Source organism: Hymenobacter sedentarius, assembly GCF_001507645.1.
Taxonomy (GTDB): domain Bacteria; phylum Bacteroidota; class Bacteroidia; order Cytophagales; family Hymenobacteraceae; genus Hymenobacter; species Hymenobacter sedentarius.
Map to the genome: position 1 here is coordinate 1,699,593 of NZ_CP013909.1, position 13,863 is coordinate 1,713,455.

At 61.2% G+C, this 13,863-nt stretch carries 13 protein-coding genes; 7 read left to right on the top strand and 6 right to left on the bottom strand.

What is annotated here, in order from left to right:
* Positions 1–49 precede the first annotated feature (49 nt).
* Positions 50–616, bottom strand: coding sequence for a transposase (locus tag AUC43_RS07000; RefSeq protein ID WP_068191369.1), 567 nt, complete (start codon positions 614–616; stop codon positions 50–52).
* A 100-nt stretch (positions 617–716) separates the two neighbouring features.
* Here AUC43_RS07000 and AUC43_RS07005 point away from each other — a divergent pair, with 100 nt between their 5' ends.
* The 3 genes from AUC43_RS07005 (at position 717) to AUC43_RS07015 (ending at position 3,526) form a co-directional block, all read left to right on the top strand.
* Positions 717–1,370 carry a VOC family protein gene (locus tag AUC43_RS07005; protein WP_068191371.1) on the top strand — a complete coding sequence of 218 codons (654 nt, stop codon included), beginning with the start codon at positions 717–719 and terminating at the stop codon, positions 1,368–1,370.
* Positions 1,371–1,656: 286 nt separating this feature from the next.
* Positions 1,657–3,084 (top strand): PAS domain-containing protein, encoded by a 1,428-nt coding sequence (locus AUC43_RS07010; protein ID WP_068191373.1) that lies wholly within the window; start codon positions 1,657–1,659, stop codon positions 3,082–3,084.
* A gap of 7 nt (positions 3,085–3,091) precedes the next feature.
* Positions 3,092–3,526, top strand: coding sequence for a response regulator (locus AUC43_RS07015; RefSeq protein ID WP_068191375.1), 435 nt, complete (start codon positions 3,092–3,094; stop codon positions 3,524–3,526).
* Position 3,527: 1 nt separating this feature from the next.
* On the opposite strand, the gene AUC43_RS07020 is transcribed toward AUC43_RS07015, so the two are convergent.
* The 3 genes from AUC43_RS07020 to AUC43_RS07030 form a co-directional block, all read right to left on the bottom strand.
* On the bottom strand, positions 3,528–4,613 hold the full coding sequence (locus AUC43_RS07020) for a sensor histidine kinase (RefSeq protein ID WP_068191376.1): 1,086 nt from the start codon (positions 4,611–4,613) through the stop codon (positions 3,528–3,530).
* A 251-nt stretch (positions 4,614–4,864) separates the two neighbouring features.
* Entirely contained in the window at positions 4,865–6,640 is a 1,776-nt protein-coding gene (locus tag AUC43_RS07025; protein ID WP_068191379.1) for an amino acid permease, read from the bottom strand.
* Between the two features lie 81 nt (positions 6,641–6,721).
* Complete coding sequence (locus AUC43_RS07030) at positions 6,722–7,225, bottom strand: hypothetical protein (RefSeq protein ID WP_068191381.1); 504 nt, start codon at positions 7,223–7,225, stop codon at positions 6,722–6,724.
* A gap of 170 nt (positions 7,226–7,395) precedes the next feature.
* Between AUC43_RS07030 and AUC43_RS07035 the strand changes: the two genes are divergently transcribed.
* The 3 genes from AUC43_RS07035 to AUC43_RS07045 are packed head-to-tail and all read left to right on the top strand — an operon-like array spanning position 7,396 to position 10,123.
* Entirely contained in the window at positions 7,396–8,205 is an 810-nt protein-coding gene (locus AUC43_RS07035) for a carboxypeptidase-like regulatory domain-containing protein (protein ID WP_068191383.1), read from the top strand.
* 48 nt (positions 8,206–8,253) lie between these two features.
* Complete coding sequence (locus AUC43_RS20860; protein WP_157780972.1) at positions 8,254–9,021, top strand: hypothetical protein; 768 nt, start codon at positions 8,254–8,256, stop codon at positions 9,019–9,021.
* 46 nt (positions 9,022–9,067) lie between these two features.
* The gene (locus tag AUC43_RS07045) at positions 9,068–10,123 is read left to right on the top strand and encodes a lipocalin family protein (RefSeq protein WP_068191386.1); all 1,056 of its coding nucleotides are present in this window, start codon (positions 9,068–9,070) and stop codon (positions 10,121–10,123) included.
* 103 nt (positions 10,124–10,226) lie between these two features.
* Here AUC43_RS07045 and AUC43_RS07050 read toward each other — a convergent pair whose 3' ends face one another.
* A complete protein-coding gene (locus tag AUC43_RS07050) occupies positions 10,227–11,441 on the bottom strand; it encodes an ATP-binding protein (protein ID WP_068191388.1) in 1,215 nt (404 codons plus the stop codon).
* A 229-nt stretch (positions 11,442–11,670) separates the two neighbouring features.
* Positions 11,671–12,660, bottom strand: a complete 990-nt coding sequence (gene dusB / locus AUC43_RS07055) for a tRNA dihydrouridine synthase DusB (RefSeq protein WP_068191389.1) — start codon at positions 12,658–12,660, stop codon at positions 11,671–11,673.
* 196 nt (positions 12,661–12,856) lie between these two features.
* Here dusB and AUC43_RS07060 point away from each other — a divergent pair, with 196 nt between their 5' ends.
* Entirely contained in the window at positions 12,857–13,843 is a 987-nt protein-coding gene (locus AUC43_RS07060) for a CPBP family intramembrane glutamic endopeptidase (protein ID WP_082684962.1), read from the top strand.
* The last annotated feature ends 20 nt before the right edge of the window (positions 13,844–13,863 follow it).

The window sequence follows — 13,863 nt, forward strand, 5'->3', positions numbered from 1 at the left end:
CTTCGCTTAATGAAGAATGAAGAATTATCGGCTGGCAATTCTTCATTCCTCATTCTTCATTAAAAACATAAGGCCATTCTTGGAAGCGCGCGGGCAGGCCCGCCTGCCGGGCATTGCCGCGCACGTAGGCCAGCAGGCGGGTCAGCTCAGCCTCGTCGTGCACGGCGTACTCGAACCAGCCGGCCTGCCAGAACTCGGCTTCGGGCGGCAGTTTGGGGCGCACTAGGCGGCGGCAGTGGGTGGCGGTGCGCAGGTGCAGCAAGTCGATGGCTTTGGCAAAGGAAAGCGGGCTGCTGGCGGGCAGGTGCAGCACCAGGTGCAGGTGGTTGGGCAGCAGCGCAAAGCCGTGGACGACGAAGCCGGTTTCCTCGAGCATCATGATTTCGCCGGCCAGCATCTCGGCCATTTTCTCCTGGTCGAAGTACGCCGGGCCAATGGGCGCGCGGTCCAGCACGGCGTCGAATTGGGCAAAAAACTGCTTTTGGGCCCGGCGGTGGTCGGTGCCGGCTTCCTGGGCCGCGCGCAGCTCGGCCTTGAGCCGGCGGCCCTCGGCCGCCGGGATGGTACCGTGCAGGCGGAAGGTGATAAAAGCGGTTTCACCGGGCGAGAGGGGCATGGCAGATGAATGGAGTGGTAGGAATTGGGCACCAGCGCGTATTTTCGGAAAGCTACTTTGCCGGTAGCTCAATTTTGCTGCCCCCCAGCCAGCCGAGGCCATGCGGATAACGGACTTGCACCTGCTCACCGCCGATTTGGCGGGCACGGAAGCCTTTTACGGCGGCCAACTGCAACTGCCCCTGCTGCAGCGCACGCCTACGGCCGTGGGCTTCCGGGTGGGGTACTCCAGGCTGACTTTTCACGCAGCTCCTGGCCCAACCCGGCCCTTTTACCACGTGGCGTTTGCCATTGCTTTCGGCCAGGTAAACGCCGCCCAGGCCTGGGTGGCCGCCCGCGCCGAGAGCCTGCCGTACTCGGCTACCCAGGCCATTGCCGACTTTCCCAACTGGCGGGCGCGGGCCTTCTACTTCCTCGACAACAACGGCACCATCCTCGAGTGCATTGGCCGGGTGGGTGGGCCGGCGGGGCCCGCGGAGTTTGAGGCTGCAACGGGGCTGCTGGGCGTGCACGAAATTGGGCTGGTGCTGCCCGATGTACCGCGCGATTGCGAGGCGCTGGCGTCCACTTACCACGTGCCGTTTTACGCCCGCGGGCCGCGCCTGGCCGATTTTGCGGCCTTGGGCGACGAAGACGGCCTGTTCATCGCCTCGGCCGTTGGCCGGGGCTGGCTGCCCACGCTGCGCCCCGCCGAACGGCACTGGCTGAAGGTGGCCTTTGAGCAGGACGGCCAGCCCTACGAATTGGAGCTTTAGGCCGCGAAAGAAAATAGGCCGAAAACCAGAACGGGGGCACTGCAAAGCAGCCAAGGGGTAAGCACAAGCACACAGCAAGAAACCAACAGACTTACAGCAGATAATGCCTGAAGGCAATATCTAGGGCTTGGCCGTGGCCGTTTTTCGCGCTGCTGCGGGAAAGTAATTAACACAAAAAGAGACTTTTTGAATGTTAGCAGCCGACCAAACCCTGGGATTCCCGTAAAAAGTTGGCAACACCCTACCCAAAGCTCCAAAGGAGCGCAGTGCTCCAGCAAAGCGGTTTATGAGCGACATCTTGCAGTTAAAGGAAAGCGAACAACGATTCCGCGCCCTGTTTGAGAATAACCCCGATTTGGTGTTGTTTCAGGACGCCACCGGCGTTATCCTCGATGCCAACCCGGCGTACCTGCAGGCGGTGGAAAAACCCCGGGAAGAGGTGGTGGGCCGGACGTTCAACAGCTTTCTGCCCGAGGACCTGCGGGCCCTGTTTGCCCAGAAGCTGCGCGAAGCCTTTGAGGGCCACAAAGTGCATTTCGATGTGGAAGTGCAGTTCCTGGGCGCCCCGCAGCCGCTCATCTACGCCGTGACCAAGGTGCCGCTGGTGGCGGACGGGGCCATCACCGGGGTGCACGCCGTGTTTCGCGACATGACCGAAACGTACAACTCGAACCGCGTGATTCGGGAGCAGGCCGATAAGCTCAACACCATTTTCGAGAGCATCACCGATGCCTTCTTCCTGCTGGACCGCGAGTGGCGTTTCGGGTTCGTAAACAGCGAGGTGGAGCGCCTGCTCAACGTGAAGCGGGAGCAGATTCTGGGGCGCACGCTGCAGGACGTCTTTCCCGAAGAAAGCCAGGGCGTGCTGCACGAGCAATTCGAAAACGCCTTCCGGACCAACCAGGTCATGCATTTCCAGGCCTACTTCGGGCGCATGCAGCTCTGGCTGGAAGTAAAGGCGTTTCCATCCAAAGAAGGCCTGTCGATTTACTTTTCCGATGTCACGGAGAAAGTCCGCTCGCAGGAGGAGCTGTACCGGCAAAACAAAGACCTGCAGCAGTTTACCTACATCGTGTCGCACAACCTGCGCGCGCCCGTGGCCAACGCCCTGGGGCTGGTGGACCTGCTGGGTACGCTGGATAAGGATTCACCCGATTACAAGCCCGCGCTCGACAACCTGCGCGCCAGCACCCAGCAGGTTGACATGGTGCTGCGGGACATGAACACCATCCTTTCCATTCGGGACAAGCAGGGCGTGGAAGAGCCCGAGCAGGTGCTCCTCGGCGACATTGTGGAGCAGGCCCGGCTCAACCTCGCCGAGCTGACCACGCAGTGCGGCGGCGAGGTGCTGACCGACATTCCGGCCGACCTCTACGTGCTCGGGAACCGGGCGTACCTGTACAGCATTTTCTTCAATCTGCTGTCCAACTCCCTGAAGTACCGCTCCGACGAGCGGCCGCTGCGCGTCAGCATCACGGCCCGGGCCCAGCCCGGGCAGGGCGCGGAGGTGGTGGTGGCCGATAATGGGTCGGGCTTTGATATGGAAAAGGCCGGGCTCGACGTTTTCCGGCTGTACAAGCGCTTTCACAGCAGCCAGCCGGGCCGCGGCATGGGCCTCTACCTCGTAAAAACCCACGTCGAAACCATGGGCGGCCAGATTGAGGTGAGCAGCGCCGTGAACGTGGGCACCCGATTTACTTTGCACTTACGCTGAAGCAAGCATGGACGTATTATTGATTGACGACGACACCATCGGGGTATTCCTGACGGAGCGCTTACTAAAACGAGAAGGGTTCACCGATAGCATTGCTTCCTTGCCTTCTGCCGAGGAAGCCCTGGCGTTTTTGCAAAATGCCGAGCCCCACCAGCTGCCCCACGTGATTTTTCTGGACCTGAACATGCCCCTCATGGACGGCTGGGAGTTTCTGGAGGCGCTGCGGCCGCTGGAAAACCGCTTGCTCGGGCGCTGCCACATCTACATCCTCACTTCGTCCTTGGCCCATACCGACCTGGCCCGCATCAAGCAATTTCCCCTGGTAGATGGCCTGATTAACAAGCCCTTGGATGCGGCCCAGATCCAGGCCGTGCGGGCGCAGGTAGACGCCGCGCTGAGTGCCGGGCAGGAAGTGCCCACGCGCCCGGACCGGCGCCCTTAGTTTAGTTAGGCAGCTTGATGTAAAAGGTGGTGCCCGCGTTTTCCTGGCTTTCAAACCAGATGGTGCCGTCGTGGAGCCGCACCAGCGCCTGGATGATGGACATGCCCAGGCCGGTGGTTTTTTCGCCGCGCAGGCCCGGCCGGCGGGCCTTGGTGAAGCGGTCGAACAGCACGGGCTGCAGCTTTTCGGGAATGCCGATGCCGTCGTCGGCCACCGTCACCAGCACGTGGTCGGGGTGCTGTTCCAGCCGCACGTCGATGTGGCCGCCTTCGCGGGTAAATTTGATGGCGTTGGACAGCAGGTTGTTTATCACTTGCAGAAACTTGTTGTTGTCCAGCTCAACGTAAATGTGGTCGGGGGTGCTGCTGAAGCTGAAGTGCTTGGCCACCAGGCGCTCCGACTGCTGGTAGGTGTCCATCACCTGCTGCAGGCTGGCCGACAGGTCCACGCGGGCGCGCTTGAGCTGCACATTGGACGACTCCACGAACTCGCTGTCCACAAACTCGCGGATGAGGTTCACGCTGTCGCGGCACGTGTCCTGCATCACCTGCACCAGCTTTTCGAGCTGCGGGTCGTGCAGGTCTTCGGTCTTCTCCCGGAAGTACACGGCCAGCTGGTGCAGCATGTTGAAGGGCCCGGCCAGGTCGTGCGACAGAATCTCCAGCGTGGTGTTCTTCTTGGCCATGAACTTGTCGGCGTTGCGGGTGTATTCCTGCTCCACGGTCACGTCCTGCGCGCTGCCGCACAGCAGCACCTGGCCGTCGGAGGCCACGGCGCGGTAGGCCCGCACGCACAGCCACCGCAGCGGGGCGTCGGGCGCGGCCTGCATCCGCAGCAGCAGGTCGTCGTGCAGCTCGCCGTTGGCCAGCTCCGCAAAGCAGGCGAGGGCGTATTTCTGGTCTTCGGCGGGCAGGCAGCTCAGGAGCCAGGGCAGGTCGGCGGTGGCGGTTTCGCGCCGGCGCGGGGCAAACAGCCGCTCGTAGGCCTCGTTCACGTACACTACCTGGCTGGTGCTCACGCTATAGGCAAATAAGAGCAGTGGGTTCCCCTCCAGCAGGTGGCGAAACACTTCAATTTGTTCTAGCATAACACAGGCGTGGCAAGCGGGGTACCCTACAGCTTTCTCCTCTTGCCTGAAGGGAGGATAATGTCCGCCGAAGGTAGGCGGAACTGGCTAATTTCTATGCGCTGAGTCAGCTATTCATGCTTTTTGTTGGCTAAACCCGCGCCGAACTTCCCGCAACGGCGCTTGGCCCCACGGCTTCGGCTAGCTAACCCTAACGCAAAGCGGCGGCCACCCCGTGGGGCAGCCGCCGCTTTCCATCGCCGCCGGTGCGGCTAAGCCGCCTGCAGGGTGCGGCTCAATTTCGAGTTTTTGTAGCCATAGCCGAAGTACACGGCCAGCCCAATCAGCAGCCACACGAAGAATAGCGTCCAGTTGCTGATGCCGAGTTGGGTCATTAAATACAGGTTGATGAGCAGGCCCAGTACGGGCAGCGTGGACAGCCGCTTGCGGAACGAGAGCACCGCCAGCGCCACGCAAAACAGCAGGAATACCATGGTGGGAATCTGGTGGGCAAAGCCGCCCACAATGGTGCCGGTCACGGCATCTTTGGCCAGCCAGCCGCGCTGCCCGCTCACGTCCTGCCAGAATTCGGCGTTGCCGGCCCCGTTGTAGCGCAAAATTAGGAACGCGCCCAATGCCAGCACCAGCGGCACCAGCCACTGCCCGTTGAGGTACGGCACTTTGAAGCGGGCCTCCGACTGGCCGTAGGGGTCGATGATGAGGATGCCGCCGCACACCAGCGCAAACGCGAACAGCGTGCCGATGCTGGTGAGGTCCACCACCAAATCCATGTTGAGAATCAGTGCCGGCACGGCCACAAAAAAGCCCGTGACGATGGTGGCAAACGACGGCGTGTGGAAGCGCGGGTGAATGCTGGCAAACACCTGGGGCAGAAGGCCGTCGCGGGCCATGGTGAGCCAGATGCGCGGCTGGCCCAGCTGAAACACCAGCAGTACCGAGGCCATGGCAAACACCGCACTCACGGCCACCAGGCCCGACAGCCGCGGCATGCCGATGCGCGCAAATACAAACGAGAGCGGGTCGCCCACGCCGAGCTCTTTGTACGACACCATGCCGGTGAGAATGAGCGTGATGATGACGTACAGCACCGTGCAGATGATGAGGGCGTACATCATGGCCTTGGGCAGGTCGCGCTGGGGGTTTTTGCACTCCTCGGCGGTGGTCGAAATGGCATCGAAGCCGATGTAGGCGAAGAACACCGCCGACACGCCCTTGAGCACACCGCCCACGCCGTTGGGGGCAAAGGGGTGCCAGTTGGCCGGCTGCACGTAGAACGCACCCACGGCAATCACCACGGCCACGATTATCAACTTCAACAATACCAGGATGTTGGAAGCGGTTTTGCTTTCCTTAATGCCCACGTACACCAGCGCCGTGATGAGTACCGTGATGGTGAACGCCGGCAAGTCGGCCACCAGGTGGAAGTTGCCAAATAGTGCGGGGGCCGAGGTCCAGATTTTGTAGCCCTCCAGCTGGGCTGCTGTGGCTTGCGAAAGGGGCTGGTGGGCCTGCATCAGGGCCATCACGGCGTGGTAGCCCTGGTAGGCGCTTTGGGTGCCGGTACTGAGGTAGGTGGGAATGTGCAGCCCCACGCCATCGAGCAGGCCGGTGAAGTAGTCGGACCAGGAAATGGCCACCACGATGTTGCCCACCGCGTATTCCATAATCAGGGCCCAGCCGATTATCCAAGCTGCCAGCTCGCCAAATGAGGCATAGGCGTAGGTGTAGGCCGAGCCGCTCACCGGGATGGTGGCCGCAAACTGCGCGTAGCACAAGGCCGAAAACGCACACGCCACGGCCGTAAACACAAACAGCAGCGACACGGCCGGCCCACCGTCGAGGCTGGCCTTGCCGATGGTGCTGAAAATGCCGGCCCCGATGATGGCCGCAATGCCCAGGGCCGTGAGGTCGCGCACGGTGAGGTGGCGGGCCAGGCCCCCGGGCGAGTGGCCCTCGGCGTCGGCAGGCGGGTTTTGGAGGATGGCCGCAATGGATTTGCGGCGGAATAGAGACTTTTCGGAACGCATGAAAGGTGGGAGGGACGGGTTTGAAGGGCAAAAGATAACGCCCCGGCGCGGCTTACCGTCCGCCTTGCCCTTGCCGCAACCTCAGCGCAGCAGCCCTCCCAGCACAGTGCCAGCTATATGCAGCGTGGCCGAGCCATTGCCGAGACGTACTGGCATGCCCACCGAAAGGGCCCCTATGCTCCTGCCATAGCCGTTGTAATAGCCATTGGAGTAGCCATTGCGCAGTGGCAGGGGGGCGTAGCCGGGGTTGGGCGGCAGCGCTTCGCCGCCGGGCCCGTACAGCGGGTTGGCGCCGTAGGCTTGCAGTTGGTAGGGCGAAAAGCTGTATTGCACAAACGCCCCGGCGCGGCCCTTCACACTGCTGAGCTGGTAGCGCAGGTAGGGCTGCACGGCGTAGCCGAAACCCGGCACCGCGGCCGAGAGTGGCGTGTAGCTGCCCACCACGTAGGCCCCCGTGAGAAAATGCCCCTGGGTGGGTGCTGCCGGCGATGGAATTTCCAGGCCCACTGCGCCGGTCGGTTTCGTTTGGGCCGGGCTCAGCAGTGGGAGCAGCGCCAGCGGCGCCATGCAAAACAAGGTTTTCATAGCGAAGGGAAAAGTCTGTGGTAAACACCAGTGGCCGGCGCCCACTAAGGTACAAGGTTTTACACAGTGGCCAAGCAGCTCCAGCCACTGTTTCTGGCTCAACGCCCGGGCGTCGTGTGCACTTGCCGGTACTTCGGCATCGGGGGTAGTGAACCCTCTTTTGTTAGCGGATGAAGCCTTCCCTTGTTCTCACCATTCCGCAGCCCTGCCACGAAAGTTGGGCTGGCATGACGCCCACAGCTTCCGGCCGCCACTGCGCCGCCTGCCAGCAAACCGTGGTGGATTTCACCTTGCAGTCCGACGCCGAAATCCTGGCCTTTTTTGCCAGGGCCGCGGGCGCCCGCACCTGCGGGCGCTTTGCGGCGGGGCAACTGGAGCGGCCGTTGCAGCGCGCCGCCCCGGTTGCCCCAACGCGCTGGCGGGCCTGGCTCGCAGCAGCCGTAGCCTTATGGAGCCTGCGCGAAGTAGCCCCCACGGTAGCCCAAGCTCAGGCCCCCGCCGAATGGCGCGCCCGATACGGTGGCGGCCCAGTACCGGCTACGACGTCCGCGCCGCAAACTGCCGCTCACGCCGGGGCCAAGGCAGCTACGCCGCTGGTGCTGCGAGGCATCGTTACGGACTCTGCCAGTAAGCAGGGCTTGCCCGGCGTAACGGTTCTTCTGAAGGGTACCACTATTGGAACGAGTACCAACTACGATGGCACTTTTGAGCTGGTGGTGCCCGCGGAAATGGCGGCCCAGGCCAGCCTGCCCATTGCGGTAAGCTCCATCGGCTATGGAACACAGTTCCATGCTGTCGCAAGTGCTGCGGCGGCCAGCCCGCTTGCTTTTCAGCTGCAAGCCGATAGGAGGGAATTCGTCGGAGGGATAGTAATGGGGGCCATGGTGATGCCCCGGGTTTTGCCGCCTGCGCCCTGGCACCCGCGCCGCCTTTACAATTGGGGTAAATACTGGGTGACGCGTCCCTTCCGGAGCCTGTAAAACCCATTCGAGATAGGTGAAATTTTATGTTTATGCTACTTTCGAAGCATGGCTACTTCTCCGACCATCACTGTTCCGCAGCCCTGTAATCAAAGTTGGACAGCCATGAACCCTACGGAAGCAGGTCGCCATTGCGCGGCCTGCCAGAAAACGGTGGTGGATTTCAGCCTGAAAACAAGGGAAGAAATCCTGGCTTATCTGGCTCAACCCGGGCAGGAAAATTCTTGCGGACGTTTTCGGAGTAGCCCGCAGCAGCCGTCGGCGCGGATGTTGAGCTGGCCAGCCGCCCCGTGGGTGGCGCTTTCGCTGGCGGCGGTATTAACATTAACCCATTGTACCCCCGATGCTTCGCCCCCTTCACCCGCTGACGCGCAAGCAACCATTCTGCCCGATGCGCAGATGGTTAGCGGCTGGGTACTTGACCGCGACACCCAGCAGCCGCTGGCCGGCGCGCTGATTATTTGTGAAAAGGACACCCTTTGCCAAACCCGAACTGCCGCCAATGGCTCCTTTCACTTGGCTGTGCCGAAGCATTTATCAGCCAGTAAGCTGATTGCGGTCCTGCCTGGGCGCCCGCAGGTGCAGCAGAACGAGGAGGATTGGTTAATGCCTTATATCCCGCATTATTTCACCGCGGGCAACAATGTAACCGTCTTACTGCGTCGGCCAAGAATGATTCTTGGAGAAACAAAGCTCGAGGCCGGCGAGACCCGCACTCCGGCGATTTTGGGATATTTGATGCGTCAAGGTGCTGTACCACCGCCATTTCCTAAAATTATCGATATAGAATTCCAGGCTCCAAAAACAAAGCCGTAACGACGGTAAGCAAACCTTTCGGCCCGCAAAATCCTTGTGGCAGGGTATGAAATTCTTGCGCTTATCCCTGCTGCTCGTTCTGGCTTCGGCCTGCTCTATCCTCAAGCCTACCACGCGGCACGACCTTTTTCCGGGCCAGGCCCAACTGCCGCTGGAGGAGGCCCCGCACGTCAAAAACTCGCTGGAGTGGTGGTATTTCACGGGCCATCTCAAGGACGTGGCCAGCGGCGAGACCTTCGGCGTGGAATACGTTTTCTTTCACTTCAATCCCGATGGCAAGCAGGATTACCAGATGGTAAACTTCGCCCTGACCGACCCGCAGACCCAGCAGTTTCGCTACGACTACAAGCTGGACAAGCTTGCGGCGCCGCTCACCGCCGCGCTGCCCATCAACCTCACCGGGCAGAAGGCCGCCCAAATCTGGACCCTCACCGGGCAGGAGGGCCGCTACCAGCTGCTGGCCCGCATGGCCGACCACGCCGGCCAGGCCATCAACCTGACCACCACGCCGGCCAAGCCCGCCCTGCTGCACGGCGGCACCGGCTACGAGCAATATGGGGCCGTGGCCCAGGCCGGCTACTACAGCTTCCCGCGCTTAGCCGCCACCGGCACCATCGAAGCAGGCGGCAAAATCCACCAGGTAACCGGCGACCTCTGGTACGACCGGCAATGGAACTGCGGCGGCGTAAACAAGAAAAACGTGGCCTGGGACTGGCTCAGCCTGCAGCTCGACGAGCCCAAGGAAGAACTGATGCTATACGCCGTGCACGACACCAAGACCGGCCAGCACATCGGCGGCGGCTCGCACTTCGGCGCCCAAGGCGAAAACCTACACCTGGCCGAAACCGAATTCAAACTCGAACCCCTCACGTACTGGACCAGCCCCAAATCCAAGAAAAAATACCCCGCCACCTGGCACGTGAGCGTGCCCAGCAAAGGCTACGAGCTAACCGTGACACCGCTGGTACCCAACCAGGAACTGGGCCTGCGCCTCTTCAAAGTCCTGAACTTGTACTATTGGGAAGGCATGTGCCGCGTGACCGGAACCCGCAACGGCCAGCCGGTGAAAGGCAACGCCTACGTGGAAATCACGAATCGGTGATTCATTTAGCAGTTATCAATTAACATTTAACAGCCGTTCTGAAGGACCACAGAGACCCGTCAGAACGGCTGTTAAATGTTAATTGATAACTGCTAAATGAAACCTACTGGTTCAGTATCAGCCGGAAGGTGGTGCCGCGGCCTACTTCGCTCCATTTCACAAAGAGCTTGCCTTCGTGGTAGTTCTCGATGATGCGCTTGGCCAGGGCCAGGCCCAGGCCCCAGCCGCGTTTTTTGGTGGTGAAGCCGGGCATGAACACGCTCTCGAGCTTGTTTTTGGGGATACCCTTGCCGGTATCGGTGATGTCGATGGCGACCTGGCGGGTGGGCTTGCTGCGGCGGTACCAGGTGCGGCGGGTGCGCACGCGGCGCAGGTGCAGCGTGATGGAGCCGCGGCCGTCCATGGCGTCTACGGCGTTTTTGCAGATGTTTTCGATGACCCAGTCAAACAGCGGCACATTGATGCGGGCGGGCGTATCGAGGGGCAGGTCGGATTCAATCTTGAACACCACTTTTTTTGATACCCGGCTTTGGAGGTATTCGATGGCGTTGCGGGTGGTGTGGTAGAGGTTTTCGTCCTTCAGCACCGGCACGGAGCCGATGTTGCTGAATCGCTCGGTGATGATTTCCAGCCGCCGGATGTCCTTGCCCAACTCCTCCACAATGGGCTCGTCCTTGAAGCGCTCGGAGTCGCGGAGGTAGTTCTGCCAGCCCACCAGGCTGCTGAGCGGCGTGCCCAGCTGGTGAGCCGTTTCCTTGGCCAGGCCCACCCACACGCGGTTTTGCTCGGCGCGGCGCGAGGAGCTGAACGCGAAATAGGCAATGATGCCCAGGCAGCCAATCACCACGAGCTGCACCAGCGGGTAGGTGCGCAATTGCTGCAGCAGCTGCGAGTCGCGGTAGTAGATGTAGTTGACCTGCCCGGCCCCAAATTTCACCACAATGGGCTGGTGCTGCTGCTTCATGAGCAGGAGCTCGCTCGCGAGCAGCGTAACCGAATCGGCCGGCGACAGGTGCGCCGGCATGTTGATGTTCTTGGCCGCGATGATATCCTTGCCGTCGCTGCTGAGAATGACCGGAATGGTGGCATTCGCGTTTATTATCTCATTGAATACGAAGAGGGTATTCGAGTCTTGTTCGGAGTTGATGATGAACTCCTGGGCCTTGGCGTAAAGCTGAATCTGCTGCTGCTCGCGTTCCGATACGCGCTGCACCAGCCGGTTGGTGTAGATGACGGTAGCCGACCCAATGATCAGGGCCAGCACCGCAATCAGGATTTTGAGGCGGGATTTTTGGTCGTAAATTGGAATCAGGTTCATCAATCAGCAGTACGGGGCAGGCAAAGGAACGCCAGTTAGCCCAACGTTAGTACAAAGCGGCCCGGCATAGCGTTGAACGTAGTAAAGAAGGCCGTCATGTTGAGCTTGTCGGAGCATCTCTACTGCGTAACTAACCCCGTTGATGGAATTAGTATTGAGGTAGAGATGCTTCGGCTACGCTCAGCATGACGGCCTTTAGGGAAGTACCAGGCCTTGATTGGCTAGCAGCTCAGCCCACCATCACGGCTTCGCTGCTGGCAATTTCCTGTAGAATCTCCAGCACCACGTCGGAGGTTTCGGCATCTACCAGGCGGGTGCGCCAGGCTTTGGCGCCCTCCAGCCCGCGGAAATAGTGGGCGTAATGGCGGCGCATTTCGAAGATGCCCACTTTGGGGCCCTTCCACTCAATGCTCTTATCGAAGTGCATCTGGCACACGGCCACCCGCTCTTCCAGCGTGGGCGGGGCTAGTAGCTCGCCGGTGGCCACGTAGTGCTTGATTTCGCGGAAAATCCATGGGTAGCCAATGCTGGCGCGGCCCACCATCACGCCGTCGACGCCGTAGCGGTTCTGGTATTCCTTGGCTTTTTCGGGCGAGGTGATGTCGCCGTTGCCGAAGATGGGGATGTGGATGCGCGGGTTGTCCTTGATTTTGGCGATGAGGCGCCAGTCGGCCTCGCCCTTGTAGAGCTGCACGCGGGTGCGGCCATGCACGGTGAGGGCCGCGATGCCGATGTCCTGCAGGCGCTCGGCCACTTCCTCCACGTTTTTGGTGCCGTCGTCCCAGCCCAGGCGGGTTTTCACCGTCACGGGCAGATGGGTGTTGCGGATGACGGCGGCCGTCATCTCTACCATCTTGGGCACGTCGCGCAGCAGCGCGGCCCCGGCGCCCCGGCAGGCCACCTGCTTCACCGGGCAGCCGTAGTTGATGTCAATCAGGTCGGGGCCGGCCTCGGTGCTGATGGCCGCGCACTCGCCCATAGTTTCCACATCGGAGCCGAAGAGCTGAATGCCGATGGGCCGCTCGTAGTCAAACACATCGAGCTTCTTGCGGCTCTTGGCCGCGGCCCGAATCAGGCCTTCCGACGAAATGAATTCGGTGTACATCAAATCAGCCCCGTTGGCCTTGCACACTGCGCGGAAGGGTGGGTCGCTCACGTCCTCCATGGGAGCGAGCAAAAGCGGGAAGTCGGGGAGCTGGATGTTGCCTATTTTAACCACTGGGTATACGTTTTATTGTAGAACGTCATGCTGAGCGCAGCCGAAGCATCTCGCTCGCTTGGTTCAACGATTGAATTACTATTGCACGCGAGATGCTTCGGCTGCGCTCAGCATGACGTTCTCGTTTGCTTGTTTTAAACAAGCCTAAAGTTAAAAACTGCGGTAAATTTACGCCCTTCCCAACTAGTCCCCGTCCATGAAAGGTTTCCTGCCCCGTGCACTGCACCCTGGCCTTCAGATATTGATGCTGCTGGTGCTGCTGGTGGCCGGCGCCTGCGTGGGCTACGCCGTGATATTTGCCTGGGCCAAGGTTGGGTTTGGGCTCTCGGTGCCGGAAGTGAGCAAGGTGATGACCTACCCCGCGGCCTTCCCACAAGGCTGGGGCCTGCTGATGATGGCACAGGGGGTGCTGTTGTTTTCGGCTTGCGCGGGTGGCGCGCTGGCGCTGGCCTCGGCCTTGGGCTACAGCTGGGCCGAGTACTTCAACCCCCGGCGGCTGGGCGCGGGCTGGTGGCTGGTGGCCGCGGCCTTGCTCATTGTGGTCATTTTGCCCTTCATGTCCACCCTCATTGCCTGGAATGCGGCTGTGCATTTCCCCGCTGTACTGCACGAGTTTGAGGTGTGGGCCCGGGCCAGCGAAGACCGCGCCCAGAACATCACCCAGTTTCTCACGCGCTTCAGCACCAACGGGCGTTTCCTGGCGGCGCTTTTGGTCATTGCGCTGGTGCCGGCCGTGAGCGAGGAGCTGGTGTTTCGCGGCGTGATTCAGAAAAACCTGGTGCGCTGGTTTTCGCCGCACGTGGGTGTGTGGCTGGGGGCGGCCATTTTCAGCGCCATTCACTTTCAGTTTTTTGGGTTTGTGCCCCGGTTTGTGCTGGGGCTGGTGTTGGGCTATTTGTACCTCTGGAGCGGCAATATTCTGGTGAGCATGGCCGCGCACTTCACCCAGAATGCCTTTCAGCTTCTGATTCTGTACCTCACCCAGCACGGCCATTTCGGCTGGGGCTTCGACCCCGATGCCACCGAGGCGCTGCCGTGGTGGCTGGTGGTGCCGTCGGCGCTGCTCAGCGTGGGGCTGCTTTATTTTCTGCAGGAGCGCATGAGCGCACCGGCCGCTCCCACCCACATGCTCACGCTTAGCCACCGCGGCATCGAGGTGCGCAGCCCCAAGCCCTCGGCCTAGCGCCGCGGCCCAGTTGTCTT